Genomic DNA, 21,132 nt, shown 5'->3' with positions numbered 1-21,132 from the left:
GCTGGCTAACCTGAACCCACTTTCAGAGGAGCCGGCACCATGCCTGCGACCCGTATCTGGTTGAAATCCCCCCTTGCCATCTTCACTGCCAACGGCGCCGACGCCCGTGGCGGGCTGGTCATCGAAGACGGCCGTATCACACAACTCCTGGCCCTTGGCGAAACCCCCAGCCAACCGTGCGACCAAGTGTTCGATGCCCGCGAACATGTGGTAACCCCCGGCCTGATCAACACCCATCACCACTTCTACCAGACGCTGACCCGCGCCTGGGCACCGGTGGTCAACCAACCACTGTTCCCCTGGCTGAAGACGCTGTACCCGGTATGGGCACGCCTCACCCCCGCGAAGCTGGCGCTGGCCAGCCAGGTGGCACTGGCTGAACTGCTGCTGTCGGGTTGCACGACCGCAGCCGATCACCATTACCTGTTCCCGCAAGGCCTGGACAACGCCATCGACGTGCAAGTCGAAGTGGTGCGCAAGCTGGGCATGCGCGCGATGCTGACCCGCGGCTCTATGAGCCTTGGCGAAGACGACGGCGGTCTGCCACCCCAGCAAACGGTGCAACAGGGTGAAGTGATCCTGGCCGACAGCCAGCGGCTTATCCACAGCTACCACGAGCGCGGCGAAGGTGCGCAGATCCAGATTGCCCTGGCACCCTGCTCGCCCTTCTCGGTCACGCCCGAAATCATGCGGGCCAGTGCCGCGCTGGCCGAAGAATTGGACGTGCGGCTGCACACCCACTTGGCAGAGACCCTTGATGAGGAAGACTTCTGCCTGCAGCGTTTCGGCCTGCGCACCGTGGACTACCTGGACAGCGTCGGCTGGCTCGGCCCACGCACCTGGCTGGCTCACGGCATCCACTTCAATGGCGACGAAATCGCCCGTCTGGGCGCGGCGGGCACCGGTATTTGCCACTGCCCGAGCTCGAACATGCGCCTGGCCTCGGGTATCTGCCCAACCGTCGACCTTGAAGCCGCCGGTGCCCCCGTGGGCCTGGGCGTAGACGGCTCGGCCTCCAACGATGCCTCCAACATGATCCTCGAAGCCCGCCAGGCGTTGTACCTGCAGCGCTTGCGCTATGGCGCCGAGCAGATCACCCCGGAGCGTGCCCTGGGTTGGGCCACGCGCGGCTCGGCGCGCCTGCTGGGGCGCCAAGACATCGGCGAACTGGCCGTCGGCATGCAAGCCGACTTGGCGTTGTTCAAACTCGACGAACTGCGCTTCTCTGGCAGCCATGACCCGCTGTCGGCATTGCTGCTGTGCGGCGCCGACCGAGCCGACCGAGTCATGGTCGGTGGCCAGTGGCGGGTCATTGATGGGCAAATCGAAGGCCTGGATATCCAGGGCCTGATCGCCGATCACCGCCAAGCGGCCGCGCAGCTCATCGCCGGTTGAGGCAACACAGGGCCTGGCCGGGCGCAATGCCTGGCCAGGCCCTGTAGAATGGCGGCAACCGTACCTGATCGAGATAACCAACTATGTATGACTGGTTGAACGCCCTGCCCAAGGCCGAACTGCACCTGCACCTGGAGGGTTCGCTGGAGCCCGAGCTGCTGTTTGCCCTGGCTGCGCGCAACAAGATCGCCCTGCCCTGGGACGATGTCGAAACCTTGCGAAGCGCCTACGCCTTCAACAACCTGCAGGAATTCCTCGACCTTTATTACCAAGGCGCGGATGTCTTGCGTACCGAGCAAGACTTCTACGACCTGACCTGGGCTTACCTGCAACGGTGCAAGGCGCAGAACGTCATCCACACCGAACCCTTCTTCGACCCGCAAACCCACACAGACCGCGGTATCCCCTTCGAGGTGGTGCTCAACGGCATCAACCAGGCGCTCAAGGATGGCCGGGACCAACTGGGCATCAGCAGTGGCTTGATCCTGAGCTTCCTGCGCCACCTCAGCGAAGACGAAGCGCACAAGACCTTGGACCAGGCACTGCCGTTCCGCGATGCCTTCATTGCCGTAGGCCTGGACAGCTCCGAAATGGGCCACCCGCCGAGCAAGTTCCAGCGCGTGTTCGACCGCGCCCGCAGCGAAGGCTTCGTCGCCGTTGCTCACGCCGGTGAGGAAGGCCCGCCCGAATACATCTGGGAAGCCCTCGACCTGTTGCACATCAAGCGTATCGACCACGGCGTACGCGCCATCGAAGACGAGCGCCTGATGCAACGCATCATCGACGAGCAGATCCCACTGACTGTCTGCCCGCTGTCGAACACCAAGCTCTGCGTGTTCGACCACATGAGCCAGCACAACATCCTGGACATGCTCGAGCGCGGGGTGAAGGTCACCGTCAACTCTGACGACCCGGCCTACTTCGGCGGCTACGTCACCGAAAACTTCCATGCCTTGCATACCCACCTGGGCATGACCGAAGACCAAGCTCGCCGCCTGGCGCAAAACAGCCTGGACGCGCGACTGGTCTGATCAGCGGTTGGCGTTGCGGTTACCCAACCTGCAACGTCTGCACGCGGGCAATGCGATTGATCTGCTGGATGCCCAGCGCCGAGATATGCAAAGCCCGCGTGTCCTCCGATTCGCGCATCCAACCCGACTGCAGAAACAGCCTGAACAAGGCCTGCCCCAGAACGCCACCCAAGTGTGGCCCCTGATTGTTCCAGTCAGTGCAACGGCAGATCACACACCCCCGCTGCTGGTGCGGCGCCAAGGCATCTATATAGACGCCGACCAGCGCCAGCTCTGCCCGCCCTTGCTCACTGACCACCAGTTGCCGGTCCGTGCCCTCCAACCAGCCCGCCACCACCAGACGGTGATACAACTCCCCGGCCAGCTCACCGCCGAGGTGGTCACCGCAGCGCCGCGCCCTGCGTATCGACATCGGCAACTGCAAGGCTGCCGCCTCGGGCTGATCATCTCTGGCGCTGCCCAACTGCACGCTGGCCAGTGCTTCCACCGCTGCCCCTACCTGAGGCGTGGCCAGGCGGAAGTAGCGTTTGCGGCCCCGTGCCTCGTGCCGCAGCAAACCCGCCGAAGACAGCAACGAGAGGTGGGCACAGGCGGAAGATGAGGTCAGGCCGGTCATCATCGCGAGCTCGTTCGCCAGCCGCGGCGTGCCGTCGATCAGCGCCCACAACATGGCGCTGCGCTTGGGGTCGGCCATCAGGCTGGCGATCTGGCTGATACTGCTGACTGCGTTCATGTCCCTGTAACTCCCTGCACGTTTTTATGTGGATGCAATGGCCAACCCTGGCACTGGGATCGCCTGCCTGACAGTCGCCGGCCCCGAGGGGGAAACCCTGCTCGCTGGCATCGGCGCTGGTCGCCAGTATAAGCCGCACAAAACCCCTCTCAGGGCGCTAGCCGATTCAGCCCGCCTGTCAGAAGTCCACTGGGTACACCTACCCATGAGAGATGATGTCTCTGAGCAATGAGCCCGCCCAATACCGCGCAGTTGAGCAGTGCCCCATAACTCAGCGGGACAGAGGCAGGTCATGAGCACTATTCGCCCTGCGCAGGTTCGGACACGACCGACAAGCAGCTTCCATAAATAGCGCAAACAAAAGCGAAGCTTCTACATGCTTCCAGGCATTACACCCGGCGCATGAGGGTCAGGAGGGACGAACAGGGGAACATGACCGTCAGTCAGAACGCAGATGCCGGTCATGGCAGGCACAGGGCACAGCGCTACACTTCTTCCGCTCACACCCCATTGGAGGTATGCCGCGATGAAAATTGTCGTCAGTGCGTCGAGCCGCAACCCCGTCTGCCCTTGGCAGGTTCAGCTCGACCAACACATGGTGAGTTTCCGCAGCGAGGCCGAGGCGCGTGCCTTCGTCGCCACATTGGAAACCCGCCTGCAGGCGCCTCACCCGCTTATGCGGGACGCCTGGCCTGCAAACGCCGGGTCAGCAGCGCGACACTGACCACCAACGCCCCGCACAGGCTGATCACCAGTGTCATCGGCACCGCACTGCCATCGTGCAACAGCCCGACCAACGCCGCCGCGCCTGCGGCGACGCTGAACTGCAGGCAGCCCATCAGCGCCGAGGCGCTGCCTGCGCGTGCGCCCTGCCCGCTCATGGCGTAGGCCGACGCATTCGGGATGATGCAACCCAGGCTGGCGATACACACGAACAATGGCACCAACAGCGGCCACAACTGGCTCGGCCGCAGTGCGGCGACGCCCAGCAATACCAAACCTGCAGCCAGGTACATCCACACAGCACGCACCAGCAGGAAGGCTGGGCCGCGCTTGGCCAGCAAACGGGCATTGACCTGCGCCACGAGGATAAAGCCCGCCGCGTTGGTGCCGAACAACCAGCCATAGTGCTCGGCAGGTACGCCATATAACTTGATGAAGACGAATGGCGACCCCGCGATGTAAGCAAACATACCGGCAATGGCAATACCACCGGTCAAGGCATGGCCAAGAAACACCCGGTCATTGAACAAACGCAGGTACTGGCGCAGCGCCCCGGACAGCGGCTGGCGCGGCATGTCCGCCGGCAGGCTTTCCGGCAGGCCCAGGCTGACCGCCAGCAGGCAGGCCGCGCTGAACAGGCTCAGGGCGAGGAAGATCGACTGCCAACCTGCCAGGTTCACCAACACCCCGCCAAGCATTGGCGCCAGGATCGGCGCCAGGCCCATCACCAGCATCAACTGCGAGAACACCTTGGCCGAAACCACCGGGTCGCACTTGTCACTGACAATCGCCCGCGACAGCACCATCCCGGCACATCCGCCCAAGGCCTGGACGAACCGCGCCAGGACCAGGGTGTCGAGGTTGGGGGCATAGGCACAGGCCAGCGACGCCAGGGTAAACAGCGCCACACCGAACAACAGCGGCTTGCGCCGCCCGAATCGGTCGGCTACCGGTCCATAGGCCAACTGGCCGATGGACAGGCCAAGGAAGTAGGCGGCCAAGGTGGCCTGGACGTGTTTTTCATCGGTGGCGAAGGCCTGCGCCATGGCCGGGAAGGCGGGCAGGTAAAAGTCGATCGCCAAAGGCCCGAACGCACTCAATGCGCCCAGGATGAGCACCATTCGCAGGTTCATCAGGAATCCATAGCAGGCTAAGCAAGTGTGTAAGTCTACCTGCTAAGGACTCGACCAGCATGAAAAGATTTGCAACAAACCGGGGGCGTCATATGCCCCCGGCGCAGGGCTTCACGCCACCTCGGCCTGGTAGCCCTCGTCACGAATCGCGGTGAGGATCTGCTCCACCGCCATGGCACTCTGCACCCGCACCTGCTTGCCCGCCAGGTCGACTTCGACCTTGGCGTCGGCGTCCTGCCCCTGCACCGCACGGGTCACCGCTTTGACGCAATGGCCACAGGTCATGCCTTGTACATTGAACACTTGCATAGGGTTGCCTCCTTCAGGTTTTCACGCAGTTTCAAGCTTGCCATCGGGGCAAGGTCAAGCCCCGGCACGCGTCTGGGCTGGAAATCCGCGCTCACGTCGGCCAAGCTGCGCCTTTGACGATCAGGCAAGCAGGAGATACTTCATGTTCAGGGCAGCATTGGGCGTCGTCGGGCTTTTGAGCGCGCTGGCTGCGGTGCCACCGGCCAGCGCCGAGGGCAACTCGGACTACAGCGTACTGATCATTTCGCGGGAACGCCTGGAAGTGGCCACCAGTTGCGAAATCGGCGTGTACCTCAACGATCAGCTCTCCGGGCGCGTATTCCAGGAGCAATCGACCGCCTTCAACCTGCCACCAGGCCCTGTGGATATACGCCTGCGCCTACTGCCAGGGCAGACCCCCGGTTGCGCCCCGGTATCGAAGACCAGCGCAGCACACGTTTGAACCTGCAGGCGGGCCAGATCAACAAATACCGGATTGCCATGGGCCAAAATGGGCTGGAATTGAAGCGCGCCGGCCTAGGCTATTGACCTTGCCTACGTGGCAAGGTTGATGCTGGAGGCCAATCCAAGGAGGACAGCCATGCCCGCATCCACCACCTTCGACCTGCCGATTTCCGGCATGACCTGCGCCAGCTGTGCTGGCCGGGTCGAGCGCGCCCTGCGCAAGGTCGACGGCGCTGAACAGGTCAGCGTCAACCTCGCCACCGAACAGGCCCGGGTCCAGGCCCCGGCCAGCAGCCTGCCGGCCTTGCTCGACGCCGTGCGTGAAGCCGGCTATGGCGTGCCCACCCGTACTGTCGAGTTGCAGATTGGCGGCATGACCTGCGCCAGTTGCGTCGGCCGCGTCGAACGCGCACTCGGCAAACTGCCTGGGGTCGAGCAGGTCAGCGTTAACCTGGCCAGCGAACGCGCGCACCTCGAGGTGCTCGCGGCCCTCGACGACAGCCTGCTGATCGACGCCGTGCAAAAGGCCGGCTACAGCGCCAGCCTGCCGCACGCAGGCCACGATGATCAGCGCGATGCCCAGCGCCGCCTGCGCAACGAACGCCTGGCGGTCGGTGCCGCCTTGCTGCTGGCCCTGCCACTCGTCTTGCCCATGTTGGTGCAACCCTTCGGCCTGCACTGGATGCTGCCCGCCTGGGCGCAGTTCCTGCTGGCTACGCCCGTACAGTTCATTCTCGGTGCACGCTTTTACGTGGCCGCCTATAAGGCCGTGCGTGCCGGCGCCGGCAACATGGACCTTCTGGTGGCCCTTGGCACCAGCGCCGGTTACGGCCTGAGCCTGTACCAATGGGCACAAGCCCCAGCCGGCATGGCCCCGCACCTGTATTTCGAAGCCTCGGCCGTGGTCATTGCCTTGGTCTTGCTGGGCAAGTACCTGGAGAGCCGCGCCAAGCGCCAGACCGCCAGCGCCATTCGGGCCCTTGAAGCACTACGCCCCGAACGCGCGATGCGCGTGGTCGATGGCCGCGAAGAAGACGTGGCCATCGCCCAACTGCGTGTGGGTGACCTGGTCGTGGTCAAACCCGGCAAACGCTTCCCAGTCGATGGCGAAATCGAGGAAGGCAGCAGCCATGCCGACGAGGCCTTGATCAGCGGCGAGAGCCTGCCAGTGCCCAAGCAGCCTGGCGATGCCGTCACCGGGGGCGCCATCAATGGTGAAGGACGGCTGCTGGTGCGCACCCAGGCATTGGGTACCGAAACCGTGCTGGCCCGGATCATCCGCCTGGTCGAAGATGCCCAGGCGGCAAAGGCGCCCATCCAGAAGCTGGTGGACCGGGTCAGCCAGGTATTCGTCCCCGCCGTACTGGTGATCGCGCTGATCACACTGATCGGCTGGTGGCTGGCCGGTGCTCCGCTGGAAACAGCGCTGATCAATGCGGTCGCCGTGCTGGTGATTGCCTGCCCCTGTGCACTCGGCCTGGCAACGCCAGCGGCGATCATGGCCGGCACGGGTGTCGCCGCCCGCCACGGCATCCTGATCAAGGACGCCGAAGCCCTGGAGCGTGCCCATGCGGTAAACCGGGTCGTGTTCGACAAGACCGGCACCCTGACGTCCGGCAGCCCACGCGTGGTCCACAGCCAGGCACTGGTCGGCACCACCGCCGAGCTGCACCGCTTGGCCGGCGCCCTGCAGCGCGGCAGTGAGCACCCATTGGCCAAGGCCGTGCTGGAGGCGTGCGCTGAGCAGCAACTGGATGTGCCAAGTGTCGTCGACAGCCAGTCGCTGACCGGGCGTGGCATCGCCGGGCGGGTTGATGGCCGTGACCTGGCCCTGGGCAATCGGCGCCTGCTCGACGAGAGCACGCTGCAACCCGGCGGCCTGGCCGCCAAGGCCCACGCCTGGGAGACTGAAGGGCGTACGCTGTCCTGGCTGATCGAGCGCGGCGTTCAACCTCGCGTGCTGGGCCTGTTCGCCTTCGGCGACAGCCTCAAGCCGGGCGCAAAGCAGGCTATCGATAGCCTGCACGCACAACACATCAGCAGCCACCTGCTGACCGGCGACAACCGCGGCAGCGCCAAGGTGGTTGCCGACGCCCTCGGGATCGACGACGTGCATGCCGAAGTGCTGCCTGCCGACAAGGCCGCCACCGTGACGGCACTGAAACAGGACGGCGTGGTGGCGATGGTTGGCGACGGCATCAACGATGCCCCGGCCCTGGCCGCTGCCGACATCGGCATCGCCATGGGCGGTGGCACCGACGTGGCCATGCAGGCCGCCGGCATCACCCTGATGCGCGGCGACCCACGCCTGGTACCCGCAGCCCTGGAGATCAGCCGCAAGACCTACGCGAAAATCCGCCAGAACCTGTTTTGGGCGTTCATCTATAACCTGGTCGGTATCCCCCTGGCCGCGCTGGGTTACCTCAACCCGGTACTCGCCGGCGCCGCCATGGCCCTGTCCAGCGTCAGCGTGGTCAGCAATGCGCTGTGGCTCAAGACCTGGAAACCCACCAGCAGCTCCCAGGAGGCCCCATGAACATCGGCCAGGCCGCCCGCCGCAGCGGGCTCAGCACCAAGATGATCCGCTACTACGAGTCCATCGGCCTGCTCAGGCCAGCCACCCGCAGTGACAGCGGCTACCGCCTTTACCAGCCGGACGACCTGCACAGCCTGGCCTTCATCAAGCGCTCCCGCGACCTGGGCTTTTCTCTGGAAGAGGTCGGCAAGTTGCTGACCCTCTGGCAAGACCGGCAACGGGCCAGTGCCGACGTCAAGGCGCTGGCCATGCAACATATCGATGAGCTGAACCGGCGTATCGAAGAGCTGGTGAGCCTGCGCGACACCCTCAGCGACCTGGTCTCCCACTGCCAGGGAGACGAGCGGCCGGATTGTCCGATCCTGAAGGATTTGGCAAACGGAAACGTTGGCGGATGTTGCCGCTGAGGCTCGCCACGACGCTTTGGTATGCCATATTCGCCTAAACACGACCGAATCATCGCCTAGTGCGACATTCCCTAATAAATACGGGCATTTGCCTTCATCTAATCCCGGACGCTGCCGATGCAGTAACTACCTGCCTCGTGTGTCGACAACAAAAAAATTCCGGGAGCGTCGATGAGCATCAAACAGAAACTGACCTGGGCATTCGCGGTCATCGCCGGCTTGCCCATCGTCCTCGTGGCCACCTTGGTGGTCCTCAACCTGCGCGGCGAAGCCCGCGACGGATTCCTCGACAGTAGCAGCCGGGAAATTCGCCAGGTCAGCAACGCGATGAACATCTTCTTCCAGGGCATCAACCAGAACGTCGAATACCTGGCCTCGCAACCCATGATTGCGGCCACGGGCAACAACCTGAACAAGTTCATGAGTGCCAACCCATCGTATGAGCTGGGCGAGCAGGACAAGCAGGTGCTCGAGTTCTTCACCCGCCTGGCCGATTCCCACCCAGGCTATGCCTACCTTTCCTACGGTGTCAGCGACGGCGGCTATGTCGGCTGGCCCGCAGGGCAGAAGTTCGTCAACTACGACCCCCGCCCTCGCCCGTGGTACCAGTTGGCCATGGCCAACCCTGGCAAAACCCTGCGTACCGGCGCCTATTACTGGGCCGCCGACGACGCCGTGCTGGTCAGCACCGTGCGCGCCGTGGCCAACCAGCTGGGTAACCCGGGTGGCGTGGTCAACATCGATGTGTCGCTCAAGGGCCTGACCCAGATCGTCCAGCAGATCAAGCTGGGCGAAAGCGGCTACCTGATGCTGGTGGAAAGTAACGGCAACGTGATGGTCGACCCGCGAGACGCCAGCCACAACTTCAAGCAGCTGGGCAGCTTCGGTAACGGCTATGCCGACCTGGCCAAGGCTGGTAAAGGGCTGGTCGAAGTCGAACTCAATGGCGTGCGCTACATGGCCAACATCTACCCCGACGAGCAACTGGGCTGGACCTTCATCGGCCTGATCGAGCAAAGCGAAGTGATGCAGACCACCACCCGCCTGACGTGGTTGATCGGCACCATCGCACTGGTGCTGGCCGCGCTGTTCGCCGTGGTCGGTGCGGCGTTCGCCAAGCTGATCGTGCGCCCGATCAACAGCGTCACCAGCGGCCTGGAAGACATCGCCCAGGGCGAAGGCGACCTGACCCGCAACCTGGAAGTGCGCGGGCGCGACGAAACCGCCCAACTGGCCAGCTGGTTCAACCAGTTCCTCGGCGCGATCCGCAGCCTGATCCAGCACATCGGCTCTGCCGCCAGCAAGATCCTCAGCACCTCCACCAGCTCGACCCGGGTGTCCAGTGACATGGCCGAGGCGGCCGGGCGCCAGCGCGAAGCCGTGGACATGGTCTCTACCGCCTTCCACGAAATGGTCGCCACCGCCAACGAAGTCGCCCGCTCTTGCAGCCAGGCGGCGCAGTCGGCCGACAGCGGCCAGCAGCAAGCCCGTGAAGGCCAGCAGCAGATCGATGCAGCCGTGAACAGCGTCGACCGCCTGAGCCAGGAGATCGAGCAATCGGCCCAGTCGATTCAGCAGCTGGAACGCGACAGCAACGCCATCCAGTCGATCCTCGGCACCATTCGCTCGATTGCCGAGCAGACCAACCTGCTGGCCCTCAATGCCGCGATCGAGGCCGCCCGCGCCGGTGAACAGGGCCGTGGCTTCGCCGTCGTCGCCGATGAAGTGCGGGCGCTGGCCAAGCGTACCGCCGACTCCACCGCCGAGATCGATGGCCTGCTGGGCAACCTGGCCAGCCGCACCGCCGAGGTTGCCGAACAGATGCACGCCAGCCTGGAAGTGTCGCAGCAGTCGGTCAGCCGCATTGGCCTAGCCCGCGACAGCTTTGGCCAGATCCGTGAGTCGGTGGACGTGATTCGCGACATGAACACGCAGATCGCCACGGCAGCGGAAGAGCAGCATCAGGTGGCCGAGGACATCAACCGGCACATCAGCCAGATCCATGGCGATGCGCAACTGGTGGCCGAACTGGCCCAGGCTGCGCGCCAGGACTCGGAAAGCCTGGCAGGGTTGTCCAACGAGCTGGATTCGCTGGTCCGACGCTTCCGCACCTGACAGCCACTTCACGGCTAAAGCAAGCGACGTGTAGGAGCAGCCTTGCGCTGCGAAGCGGCCGGTGACAACAGCATAGTTTTTCGCTGTTATTACTGGCCTCTTCGCAGCACAAGGCTGCTCCTACAGTTTCAGCTCCCCAGGGGTCGCCCCAAACAACTGCTTGAACGCCGCGATGTAAGCCGAGGTCGAGTCATACCCACACCCCAACGCGGCTTCCGTTACATTCTCCCCCGCCTCCAGCAACGCCAGCGATGACAGCAGCCGCATGCGCTGACGCCAATTGCGAAAGCTCAACCCAGTCTCACGCTGAAACAGCCGCATCAGCGTCTTCTCCGAACACTCCAGTTGCAGCGCCCATTGCTGCAAGGTCTGGGGTGTATCCGGCGCGGCGATCAGGCCATTACACAACGCCAGCAACCTCGGATGACGCGGGAGTGGCAACGAGAACCCGACTTCCGGCAACGTGCGCAACTGGTCGAGCAGCACCGCGACCAATCGCGATTCGGCGCTGTCGGCTTCCGGGTAATCCGCCGGGAACAGGCAGAACTGCTTGATCAACTCCCGCGCCAGCGGCGTCACCTCCAGCACCCGGCAGTGCTCCGGCGCCCATGGGCAGGCATCGCGGCGCACGTACAGGCTGCGCATTTCGGCCTGCATCGACGTCACCACCTCATGTTCGGCGTCCGCCGGGATCCACACGCCCCACTGAGGGGGCGCGAAATAGCTGCCATCGCGGGTGTAAACGCCAAGAACGCCGCTGATGGCGTAGGAAAACTGCACCCAATCGTGCTGATGGCGAGTGGTCCAGGAGCCGGCGCCGAGGCTTTCGGCACGGGCATAAAGGGGCCTGGGCAGGTGGTCGAGCGCCGGGATGGCCCGGGGATGTCCGATGATCGGCATGGCGGTTTCTTATAGTTCTGATCGGACAAGCCTACCAGTTGCGCGACATGACTGTGACATCTGCCCCGACTGATCACCGTTCGACGATGACCGTCACCCCTTGCCCACCTGCCGCGCAAATCGAAATCAAACCGCGGCCCTTCCCCGCCGTGGCCAGCAGCTTCGCCAGGTGGGCCAATATTCGTCCCCCGGTCGCGGCAAACGGATGCCCCGCCGCCAGAGAGCTGCCTTTGACGTTGAGCTTGCTGCGGTCGATTGCCCCAAGCGGTGCGTCCAGCCCCAGGCGATCACGGCAGTAGTCCGCGTCCTCCCAAGCCTTGAGTGTGCACAACACCTGGGCGGCGAAGGCTTCGTGAATCTCGTAGTAGTCAAAATCCTGCAGGCTCAACCCATTGCGCGCCAACAGGCGCGGCACTGCATACACCGGCGCCATCAACAGCCCCTCACGGCCCGTGACGAAATCAACCGCTGCGGTCTCGCCGTCAACCAGGTAGGCCAACACCGCAAGCCCCTGTGCCTGCGCCCACTCCTCCGTGCCCAACAGCACCAGCGATGCGCCATCGGTCAACGGAGTGGAATTGCCTGCGGTGAGGGTGCCCTGTCCGCTGCGGTCGAATGCCGGTTTGAGCTTGGCCAGTTGCTCCAAGGTCAGGTCCGGCCGCAGGTTGTTGTCACGGCTAAGTGCCAGGAAGGGCGTGAGCAGATCATCCTGCCAGCCTTCGGCATAGGAGGCCGCCAGCCGCTGATGGCTAAGCAAGGTCAGTGCATCCTGCTCGGCGCGGTCGATCCGCCAGGCCTGCGCCATGCGCTCGCAATGCTCGCCCATCGACAGGCCTGTGCGCGGCTCCCCATTTCGCGGCAACTCAGGCTTCAGGTGGCCGGGGCGCAACTTCAGGAACGGCTTCAGCCGTTCACCCAGGTTTTTGCCGCGGTTGGCCTCCAGCAGTATGTGGCGCAACCCTTCGTTAACGGCAATCGGCGCATCGGAGGTGGTGTCGACACCGCCCGCGATGCCGCTTTCGATCTGCCCAAGGGCAATCTTGTTGGCCACCAGCAAGGCCGCCTCCAGCCCCGTGCCGCAGGCCTGCTGGATGTCGTAGGCCGGCGTGCGCGGCGACAAACGCGAACCGAGCACGCATTCGCGGGTCAGGTTCATGTCACGGGAGTGCTTCAGCACCGCGCCCGCCACCACTTCGCCCAGCTGCAGCCCATGCAAGCGGTAACGCTCGATCAGGCCCTCCAGGGTGACGGTCAGCATCGCCTGGTTGCTGGCGGTGGCGTAGGCACCATTGGAACGGGCGAACGGGATTCGGTTGCCGCCAATGATCGCGACCCGGCGAGGTGAACGCATGCGCATGTTCCTCCTGAAACAATTTAAACCGTACAGCCTAGGTGTTTTTACCGCATTCGAACGACCTTGCCACAAAGTTGGTCCACACTTTCAAGCTTGCCTTCAGGGAGACCCACTCATGAGCGATCGCTACCTCGGCTTTGCCAACTCCAACCTCGGCCGCCGCCTTGTGGATGCCCTTGGCCTGCCACACCCGGCCCCGCTGGAGCGCTGGCAGGCAGGCCGCCTGCGCCCGGTAGAGGGTGCCCTGGTACTGGGTGGCGGGCCACTGACGCGCCAGGTCGAGGCCATCGCCCCACGCCTCACCGACGAACTCTACAGCTTCAATGCCGAAGGGTTACAGGCGCCGGCCTGGGTTGCAGGGCTTGGGCCGAAGCTTAAAGCCGTGGTGTTCGATGCCACTCACCTGTCCGACAGCGATGAATTGAAGCAGTTGCGCGAATTTTTCCAGCCGTTGCTGCGCAGCCTCGCACCCTGCGCCCACGTGGTGATCCTCGGGCGCGCGCCCGAAGGCCTCGACGACCCACTGGCCAGTGTCACGCAACGGGCGCTCGAAGGGTTCAACCGCTCGCTGGGCAAAGAGCTGCGCAACGGCGCGACCGCACAGTTGCTGTATATCGGCCAAGGCGCCGAAGACCAGTTGGAAGGTGCCCTGCGCTTCTTCCTTTCGCCCAAGAGCGCGTTCATTTCTGGCCAGGTGCTGCGTCTGGAAGCCTGCGCCAGCCAGGTCGAGGACTGGACCCGCCCGCTTGGCGGACGACGCGCCCTGGTGACCGGCGCTGCACGCGGTATCGGCGCGGCGATTGCCGAAACCCTGGCGCGAGACGGCGCCGAGGTGCTGCTGCTGGATGTGCCACAAGCCCGGCAAGACCTCGAAGCCCTCGCTGCGCGGCTGGGCGGCAAAGCACTGGCGCTGGACATCTGCGCCAATGACGCCGCAACGCAGTTGCTCGAAGCGCTGCCCGGGGGTATCGACATCGTGGTGCACAACGCCGGCATCACCCGCGACAAAACCCTGGCCAACATGACCCCCGAATATTGGGATGCGGTGATGGCCGTGAACCTCAAGGCACCGCAGGTACTCACCCAGGCACTGTATGACGCAGGCGCGCTCGGCGAGAACGCGCGCATCACGCTGCTGGCGTCGGTCAGCGGCATTGCCGGTAACCGCGGGCAGGCCAACTATGCGGCGAGCAAGGCCGGCTTGATTGGCTTCGCCCAGGCCTGGGCGGCAAAACTCGCAGCGCAGGGTGCCAGCATCAATGCCGTGGCCCCCGGCTTCATCGAAACGCACATGACTGCCGCCATGCCTATGGGGCTGCGCGAGGCCGGGCGCCGCTTGAGTTCACTCGGCCAAGGCGGGCGGCCACAAGACGTCGCCGAGGCCATTGCCTGGCTCAGCCAGCCAGGCTCTGGCGCGGTCAATGGCCAGGTGCTGCGGGTCTGTGGCCAAGCGCTGATGGGGGCCTGACCATGACCCGACACTGGCACGACCTGCACGCCCCAGACTCACGCGCCAGCCTTTACCTGCGTGCGGCCAGCAAGCGCAAGATCAGCGGCGACAAGCTGCCCGACGAAGGCCTGCGCTGCGTGATGCGGGTTCAGCCCGACAACCTGGCAGCCTACCGCCGACTCTGCCACTTCACCGACGATGGCCGCCTGCCCGCTACATATCCCCATGTGATGGCCTTCCCCCTGCAATTGCAGCTGCTGACGGCGCACAGCTTCCCCTTCCCCTTGCTCGGGCTGGTACATCTGCAGAACCGCATCGAGGTGTTGCGGCCACTGGGCGGCATCGATGCATTACGTTTCGCCGTCTACGCCGACAACCTGCAACCCCATGCCAAGGGCGCCACCTTCGACCTCATTACGGAAGCCGAAGATGGCCTGGGCCTGCTCTGGCGCGAATGCAGCCGCACGCTGGTACGCGGGTTACGCTTGGAGGGCCAGGCGAGTGAGCAAGCAGACAGCGCGCCTGAATCGCTGGCAGAGGCAAGCCGCTGGTATGCCGACAGCGATATCGGCCGGCGTTACGCCAAGGTTTGCGGCGACTACAACCCGATTCACCTGAGCGCCGCCAGTGCGCGACTGTTCGGGTTCCCCAAGGCCATTGCCCATGGCATGTGGAGCAAAGCCATGGCACTGGCGGCCCTGCGCGGGCACCTGCCGAACAGCGGCTACAGCTTCGAGGTGGAGTTCCGCAAACCGGTGCGATTGCCTTCAGAGGTGGTGCTCAGTGCCAGCGAAGCCGGGCCAGAAGGTGAATTACGGCTGGATGGGCAGGGTGAGTTGCTGCACATGGTTGGCCGTTGGGGTGGCCTGTAGGCGCACGCCTCTTGCTTTGCATCGGGCCTGCGCCGAAGCTATGCGGCATTAGGAGACCCCCGATGAACCTGCAAGAACTCACCGAACGCCTGCACCGGATCCGCGACAACAACGATTGGCGCGGCTTCCACAGCCCGAAGAACCTGGCCATGGCCGCCAGCGTTGAAATGGCCGAACTGGTCGAAATCTTCCAGTGGCTGAGCGAGGACCAATCCCGCCAGCTGCCTGCTGACACACTCGCCCACGCCGGCCAAGAGGTGGGCGATGTGGTGCTCTACCTGTTGCTGCTGTGCAGCGAGCTGGGCCTGGACATGGACCAGGTGGTCAGGGCCAAGCTGGCTGACAGTGAAAGGCGCTTCGCCCGATGAACGACCGTCACTTCGATGAACTGGCCACCCGCTTCGCCGAGAAAATCTACGGCGGTGCCAAGGGTGCCATTCGCCTGGCCGTGCTGCAGGCCGACCTGGCAGAAACCTTGCCCGATCGCCCGCTGCGCATACTTGACATCGGTGCAGGCCTGGGCCACATGGCCCTGTGGCTGGCACAACGCGGCCATCACCTGACCCTCGCCGAGCCCGCCGCGCCCATGCTCGACGGTGCCCGCGCGCGCTTTGCCGAGGCAGGCCAGACGGCCACCTTCATCCAGGCGCCATGGCAGGACCTGCTTGGCCAGCTGACCGAACCCTACGACCTGGTGCTGTGCCACGCCGTGCTCGAATGGCTGGCCGAACCCGAAAGCATCCTGCCCGTGCTGCACCAGCTCACAGCGCCCACCGGGTGGCTTTCGCTGGCGTTCTACAACCGCGACGCACTGGTCTACCGCAACCTGCTCAAGGGCCATTTCCGCAAACTGCGCAGCAACCGCCTGGAAGGTGAAAAGCAGAGCCTGACCCCGCAGAAACCCCTTGATCCGCGTGAGCTCAAGGCGCAACTTGAACCTATGTGGCAGGTCGAAAGCGAGAGTGGCGTCAGGGTGTTCCACGACTACATGCCCAAGGAATTCCAAGCCAAGGCCGAAATGCTCGACCTGCTGGAAATGGAACTGGCCCACCGCCGACACCCAAGCTTTGCCGGGCTCGGTCGCTACCTGCACTGGATCTGCCGCCCCCGCTGACCCCGCCCGCCGGGAGGAATACATGCCGTACCGTCTGTTGTGCCTGGCCCTGCTGCCCCTTGCCCTGGCTGCCTGCCAGGGCAGCAACCCGTATGTCGCCAGTAGCCGCCCCTTACCGCCCGCCCCTGCGCAGGCGGCCACCACCTTCGATGCCAGCGCCTACCCGGCACCCGCCCGCGACTACGGGCACTATCGCAGCTGGAGCTGGCGTGACGGCCAGCTGCCCAGCGGCTCAGCCAATGCCGACCCGGCACAACTGGCCGATGCCATCAGCGGCGCACTCGACCAGCATGGCCTGCGCCCTGCCCGGGGCAGCGCCGGCGATTTGCTGGTAAGCGCCGACATGCGCCTGGAAAAACGCCTGCGCCAAGTACGTGACTACGACACCTACGACCCCTACTACGGCCCCTACCCCTACGGCAGTGTGGGTTACGGCGGCTACCGCAATGGCTACGGTGCCTATGCCAGCACACCGATCGTGCGCACCTACGAGGTGGAGGTGATGGTGGTCCGCATCGACCTGTACGACGCTCGCAGCGGCCAGCCGGTGTGGAGCGCCAGTGCTGAAAGCAACAGCGACAAGGACTCGCCGCGTGATCGCGAAAGCGCCTTGCGTGATTCGGTGCACAAGGCGCTCAGCGGCTATCCTCCCAGTTAACGTTTAACGGAGAACCATCATGTTGCGCCGTCTCGTTCTACTGTCATTCGCGCTGGTGCTCACGGCCTGCTCGAGCAACAACGTCCAGCAGGATTTCGACGCCAGCCGCGATTTTGCCGCCTATCGCAGCTGGGCATGGCAGGAGCCCGGCTTGCAATACCGCCCGGACGACCCTCGCATCAAAAGCGACCTGACCGAGCAGCGCATTCGCCAGGCCGTGGCCGATCAGCTCGACCAACGCGGCCTGCGCCCGGCACCGGGCAATGCGCGGCCTGACCTGAAAGTGCGCGCCTACCTCATCGTCGAGCAGCGTCAGCAGCAGATCACCACCAACTATGGCGGTGGCTGGGGTGGCTACTGGGGAGGCTACTGGGGCGGGCCGATGTACAACGAAACCCGCAGCGTCGACTACAAGGTCGCCACCATCCAGGTCGACATGTTCGATGGGCGGGACGACAAGCTGGTCTGGCGTGGCAGCGCTGAGCAGATCATGAACAATTACCCGCCAAGCCCGGAAGAACGTAACAGCGCGATCCAGAATACGGTGACCAATGTGCTGAGCAACTACCCACCCGGCAGCAAGAAGTAATGCGTCGAGGCCCATCGTCGGCATGCCGGCGATGGGCCAACACAGGCCCCGTCAGTTGCGACATCTTCTGAGCCCGTCACGCCTTTTTCCCTTCCCGCCGCGCCCGCTTGCAACTTCGCGTCTACCCTGAATTCAAGGAAACCTGACTGACCGGGTAGAAGTGTTCAACAATTAGGGAAGGCGACCTGCCAATGCAAAGCATTGTTCTTCTGATGTGGCTTGCCTTGTGCTCCGAACAGGATGTGCGTCAACGGCAGATCTCCAACGCGCTGACCCTGGGCGTCGCTGCCTGCGCCCTGGCCTGGCTATTCGCCACCGGCCACAGCTGGATCGGTGCCGACGCCAGCGACGCCGGTTGGGCGTTGGCCATCGTCATGCTGCTGACGCTGCCCGGCTACATGCTCGGGCGTTTCGGCGCCGATGACGTCAAGTTGATGGGCGCCCTGGCGCTCGCCACCAGTCCTCAATATGTGCTCGGCACGTTCATTGGCGCGGGTATCACCGTCGTGCTCTGGCTGCTGTCGCGTCGCCGCCTGTGGACCTTGCTCAACCCTAAGGTCAAGAAGCGCTTGCAGGCCCTGACGGAGCAAATGGGCGACAAACAAGCCTTCGTACCGTACGTCCTGGCGGGCTTTATGCTGACAGCGGTATGGATCCAATAATCATCCCTGTTGTCCTATAACTTGTACGGACCTTGTACAGAATCGCCAAGTGCGACTACTTTTAAGCTGCCGGAGTGTCTAGCCCGGGAGCAGGGCCGATTACGAACAGGGAGTTGATCGTGAACAAGCCGTCCAGTGAAGTGAAGGTGCTGGTGGTCGATGACCAGCCATTGATCGTCGAACAACTGTGTGAGTACCTCGAAAGCCAGGGCCACGTGTGTGTCCCAGCCCATTCCACCGCCCAAGCCATCGAACGCTACTCGGCTGACCAGAAGATTGGCCTGGTGCTGTGCGACCTGCACATGCCCGAGCGTGATGGCATCGACTTGGTCCACGCCTTGAAGGAACTGGCCGGCAACAAGCGTATGTTCGAAGCCATCATGCTTACCGGTCGTGCCGACAAGCAGGACGTGATCCGCGCCTTGCGCGCGGGCTTTGTCGACTATTACCAAAAACCGGTAGATTTTAACGAGCTGCTCGAAGGTCTGCGCCGTCAGGAAGAGGCTCTGCTGGAGCGTCAGCGCAACATGAAAGACCTCGGCGGCCTCAACCAGCGCCTGCAGGACCTGGCAGAGTCGGTCGACGAGCTCTACCACGACCTTGAAAAGGCCCGCGGCCAAGGCGTGCACCGCCGTGCCAGCGATGTCGAGGAAAGCGAAAACGAGCTGCCCGCCGTCTTCGAGAAGCTGTCGCCGCGTCAACTGGAAGTGGCCCGCCTGGTGAGCAAAGGCAAGACCAACTACCAAATTGCCTGTGAACTGGGCATTACCGAGAACACCGTGAAACTCTACGTTTCCCAGGTGCTGCGCCTGACCCACATGCACAACCGCACACAGCTGGCGCTCGCGCTGACGCCGAGTTCTTCACCGGTGCATCAGCGCTTTACCGCTCATTGAAAGACTGGCCTGTCAGCGGCATCCGAGTTGCCGTTGATAGGCCATTAGCCCCAGGGCTCATTCCACTTGGTAGGTAAGGCTTAGCGTCACGCGTGGCCCGCGGCTCAGGCTATCCAGGGCAACATCGGCCAAGGGTCTCGCGACTTCCACCGCCAAATTGAAGTAGCGCCCATCCCCCAACCGCAGCCCCAGCGCAGCGGACGCCATGTGGGCGTCCTCGACATTGCTGCGGTTGTACCAGGCCTGGGCAGCATCGAGTACCGCATAGGGTTGCAGCACCTTCAGCCAGTTGCCGTTGGGCCGAACACTGTAGCCAAGCTCGTACGCCACACCCCAACCCTTGTCCCCCGCTGCCTGGTCGCGTGGATAACCGCGGCCGAAAGTTTGCCCGCCAAACACCGCCCGCTCGCTGTCGGGCAGCGTGTCGTCGCTCCAGTACAGGGCACCAGAAGCCACCCCCTGCCAATCATTGAACAACGCGTCGCGCTGCAAACCCGAGAGGCGAAAACGCAGAAAGTCCAGGTCATAGTCGGCGTCGCTGCGCGCCCCCAGGTAATCCAGGCCTTGATAGACACCGGCACTGACAATACGCAAGCGACGACCGTCGACCTTGCGCCAATTGCCTTCAAATGACACCGCGCGTACGTAGCTGTCGTACTGGTGAGACGGCAATAGCCCCGCAGGCCGATCTTCGAGGTGCTCACTGATCGCGTAGAAACGCCCCGCCACCGTCATCCACTCATCGGCTTTGACGATCAGCGGCTGGCCAAGGCCAACCGAATAACGCTCGCTTTCACGCTGCTGAGTCAAATCGCGGCCGTCCTCCAGCCTAATTCGGGTGCCCGGCGTGCTGCGATAGCGCGAAGCAGACACCAGCAACTGGCTGCCTTCAGCATCCAGGTACTGGCTGTAGTCCAACCGCTGGTAATGCGCCTGGTCATCGCCGGGCGGCAACAACACGCTTGCCTGAAACTGCTCGGCATAGCGGGTCTGGGCGTTGCTGGTGACGGTGAACAGCGCCTGGGCGTCCTCTCGGCTGCCATCGCTTACGGTAACGCCAGCGGCGAACGGCGTACGCCGCGCGTGGACCGTCAGCTGAGCGGCGCCCTCGGGCGACTGCGCCGCAGCCAATTCAGCGTCCACCACCACGCCGGGGAGGCGCTCGGCGAGGCCCAGGTAGTGATCGAGTGTTTCCCGCGTCAGCGGGCGTTCCGCCTGCAAGCGCTGCAGCAACTGTTGCAGGTAGGTGCGGGCCGAGCCGATATCACCTTCCAGCCGGTACCCGTGGACATAGCCCTCGACCAACACCACCTCAACACGGCCGTCAGCGACATCCTGCGGCGGGAGGTAAGCGTACGACAGCAGGTAGCCTTCCTGCCGGTAACGTTGAGTAAGGCGCGCGGTGAACTGCTGCAACTCGCCCAGCGTGGTTTCACGCCCGATCAACGGCTGGTAGTGGTCACGCAGGTCACTCAAGGGGAACACCGTCCCCCCTTCGAAGCGCACCTTGTGCAACACCAGCCGGGTCTCCAGCGGCGCCCAGCCTGCCGCGCTGGCGTTCGGCAGCGCCAGCCGCAGGCGTGGGGCAAGTGGGCGGTAGGTATCCAGCGGCAGGTTGGTGGCGGGCAGGCGACGCTCGTTTTCGTGGCTGTCGAGAAAGCCCGGCAACGGCTCCGCGCGGGCCATCAAGGCCCAGGGCAGCAACAAAAGAGGTATGACCAGAGGACGCATAGGACGCTCCATGATCCCTCGTGCACCGGGGCGCCAGCCGGTCACACCCGTCTTGTGCAAAGCGTAGGTGCTGGCCCGGC

20 protein-coding genes and 2 pseudogenes are annotated in these 21,132 nt (G+C 64.0%); 16 read left to right on the top strand and 6 right to left on the bottom strand.

What is annotated here, in order from left to right; genetic code table 11:
* Window positions 1–39 precede the first annotated feature (39 nt).
* Window positions 40–1,395 (top strand): 8-oxoguanine deaminase, encoded by a 1,356-nt coding sequence (locus tag LOY53_RS03130; protein ID WP_252826608.1) that lies wholly within the window; start codon window positions 40–42, stop codon window positions 1,393–1,395.
* Between the two features lie 83 nt (window positions 1,396–1,478).
* Window positions 1,479–2,426 carry an adenosine deaminase gene (locus LOY53_RS03125; RefSeq protein ID WP_258703585.1) on the top strand — a complete coding sequence of 316 codons (948 nt, stop codon included), beginning with the start codon at window positions 1,479–1,481 and terminating at the stop codon, window positions 2,424–2,426.
* Window positions 2,427–2,445: 19 nt separating this feature from the next.
* On the opposite strand, the gene LOY53_RS03120 is transcribed toward LOY53_RS03125, so the two are convergent.
* Window positions 2,446–3,159, bottom strand: coding sequence for a helix-turn-helix transcriptional regulator (locus LOY53_RS03120; RefSeq protein WP_027594980.1), 714 nt, complete (start codon window positions 3,157–3,159; stop codon window positions 2,446–2,448).
* Window positions 3,160–3,685: 526 nt separating this feature from the next.
* Between LOY53_RS03120 and LOY53_RS03115 the strand changes: the two genes are divergently transcribed.
* Window positions 3,686–3,883: a hypothetical protein gene (locus LOY53_RS03115; protein WP_258703584.1), complete on the top strand. Its 198-nt coding sequence runs from the start codon at window positions 3,686–3,688 to the stop codon at window positions 3,881–3,883.
* Here LOY53_RS03115 and LOY53_RS03110 read toward each other — a convergent pair.
* Complete coding sequence (locus LOY53_RS03110) at window positions 3,834–5,015, bottom strand: multidrug effflux MFS transporter (RefSeq protein WP_258703583.1); 1,182 nt, start codon at window positions 5,013–5,015, stop codon at window positions 3,834–3,836. The two genes, LOY53_RS03115 and LOY53_RS03110, sit on opposite strands and share 50 nt — an antisense overlap.
* A 111-nt stretch (window positions 5,016–5,126) precedes the next feature.
* Window positions 5,127–5,324 (bottom strand): heavy-metal-associated domain-containing protein, encoded by a 198-nt coding sequence (locus tag LOY53_RS03105; RefSeq protein WP_099452811.1) that lies wholly within the window; start codon window positions 5,322–5,324, stop codon window positions 5,127–5,129.
* Between the two features lie 142 nt (window positions 5,325–5,466).
* Here LOY53_RS03105 and LOY53_RS03100 point away from each other — a divergent pair.
* From LOY53_RS03100 to LOY53_RS26795, 5 genes and pseudogenes are all read left to right on the top strand, one after another.
* Window positions 5,467–5,852, top strand: a pseudogene (locus LOY53_RS03100) (hypothetical protein).
* 52 nt (window positions 5,853–5,904) lie between these two features.
* Entirely contained in the window at window positions 5,905–8,304 is a 2,400-nt protein-coding gene (locus LOY53_RS03095; RefSeq protein WP_258703582.1) for a heavy metal translocating P-type ATPase, read from the top strand.
* Entirely contained in the window at window positions 8,301–8,711 is a 411-nt protein-coding gene (gene cueR / locus LOY53_RS03090; RefSeq protein ID WP_252826602.1) for a Cu(I)-responsive transcriptional regulator, read from the top strand. Before LOY53_RS03095 ends, cueR begins: the two co-directional genes overlap by 4 nt.
* 171 nt (window positions 8,712–8,882) lie before the next feature.
* Window positions 8,883–9,968 (top strand): annotated as a pseudogene (locus tag LOY53_RS26800) (cache domain-containing protein); the annotation flags it as partial.
* A gap of 90 nt (window positions 9,969–10,058) precedes the next feature.
* The gene (locus LOY53_RS26795; protein ID WP_371098032.1) at window positions 10,059–10,826 is read left to right on the top strand and encodes a methyl-accepting chemotaxis protein; all 768 of its coding nucleotides are present in this window, start codon (window positions 10,059–10,061) and stop codon (window positions 10,824–10,826) included.
* A gap of 120 nt (window positions 10,827–10,946) precedes the next feature.
* On the opposite strand, the gene LOY53_RS03080 is transcribed toward LOY53_RS26795, so the two are convergent.
* Window positions 10,947–11,726, bottom strand: coding sequence for a helix-turn-helix transcriptional regulator (locus LOY53_RS03080; RefSeq protein WP_258703581.1), 780 nt, complete (start codon window positions 11,724–11,726; stop codon window positions 10,947–10,949).
* A gap of 73 nt (window positions 11,727–11,799) precedes the next feature.
* Entirely contained in the window at window positions 11,800–13,077 is a 1,278-nt protein-coding gene (locus LOY53_RS03075) for an acetyl-CoA C-acetyltransferase (protein WP_258703580.1), read from the bottom strand.
* A 118-nt stretch (window positions 13,078–13,195) separates the two neighbouring features.
* Between LOY53_RS03075 and LOY53_RS03070 the strand changes: the two genes are divergently transcribed.
* The 8 genes from LOY53_RS03070 (at window position 13,196) to LOY53_RS03035 (ending at window position 19,321) form a co-directional block, all read left to right on the top strand.
* The gene (locus LOY53_RS03070) at window positions 13,196–14,548 is read left to right on the top strand and encodes a 3-oxoacyl-ACP reductase (RefSeq protein WP_258703579.1); all 1,353 of its coding nucleotides are present in this window, start codon (window positions 13,196–13,198) and stop codon (window positions 14,546–14,548) included.
* Window positions 14,549–14,550: 2 nt separating this feature from the next.
* The gene (locus LOY53_RS03065) at window positions 14,551–15,402 is read left to right on the top strand and encodes a MaoC/PaaZ C-terminal domain-containing protein (RefSeq protein WP_252826599.1); all 852 of its coding nucleotides are present in this window, start codon (window positions 14,551–14,553) and stop codon (window positions 15,400–15,402) included.
* 62 nt (window positions 15,403–15,464) lie between these two features.
* Window positions 15,465–15,770: a MazG-like family protein gene (locus tag LOY53_RS03060; protein ID WP_027594968.1), complete on the top strand. Its 306-nt coding sequence runs from the start codon at window positions 15,465–15,467 to the stop codon at window positions 15,768–15,770.
* The gene (locus LOY53_RS03055; protein WP_099452803.1) at window positions 15,767–16,516 is read left to right on the top strand and encodes a methyltransferase; all 750 of its coding nucleotides are present in this window, start codon (window positions 15,767–15,769) and stop codon (window positions 16,514–16,516) included. The genes LOY53_RS03060 and LOY53_RS03055 overlap by 4 nt, the downstream gene beginning before the upstream one ends.
* Before the next feature lie 22 nt (window positions 16,517–16,538).
* Entirely contained in the window at window positions 16,539–17,174 is a 636-nt protein-coding gene (locus LOY53_RS03050) for a DUF4136 domain-containing protein (RefSeq protein WP_258703578.1), read from the top strand.
* A gap of 19 nt (window positions 17,175–17,193) precedes the next feature.
* On the top strand, window positions 17,194–17,763 hold the full coding sequence (locus LOY53_RS03045; RefSeq protein ID WP_258703577.1) for a DUF4136 domain-containing protein: 570 nt from the start codon (window positions 17,194–17,196) through the stop codon (window positions 17,761–17,763).
* Between the two features lie 191 nt (window positions 17,764–17,954).
* On the top strand, window positions 17,955–18,425 hold the full coding sequence (locus tag LOY53_RS03040; protein ID WP_027594964.1) for a prepilin peptidase: 471 nt from the start codon (window positions 17,955–17,957) through the stop codon (window positions 18,423–18,425).
* A gap of 119 nt (window positions 18,426–18,544) precedes the next feature.
* Window positions 18,545–19,321 carry a response regulator transcription factor gene (locus LOY53_RS03035; protein WP_252826597.1) on the top strand — a complete coding sequence of 259 codons (777 nt, stop codon included), beginning with the start codon at window positions 18,545–18,547 and terminating at the stop codon, window positions 19,319–19,321.
* Between the two features lie 57 nt (window positions 19,322–19,378).
* On the opposite strand, the gene LOY53_RS03030 is transcribed toward LOY53_RS03035, so the two are convergent.
* A complete protein-coding gene (locus LOY53_RS03030) occupies window positions 19,379–21,052 on the bottom strand; it encodes a ShlB/FhaC/HecB family hemolysin secretion/activation protein (RefSeq protein WP_258703576.1) in 1,674 nt (557 codons plus the stop codon).
* Window positions 21,053–21,132: the final 80 nt, after the last annotated feature.

Source organism: Pseudomonas sp. B21-031, assembly GCF_024748985.1.
GTDB classification, from domain to species: Bacteria; Pseudomonadota; Gammaproteobacteria; order Pseudomonadales; family Pseudomonadaceae; genus Aquipseudomonas; species Aquipseudomonas kermanshahensis.
This window is presented reverse-complemented; position numbering and strand designations above follow the sequence as displayed.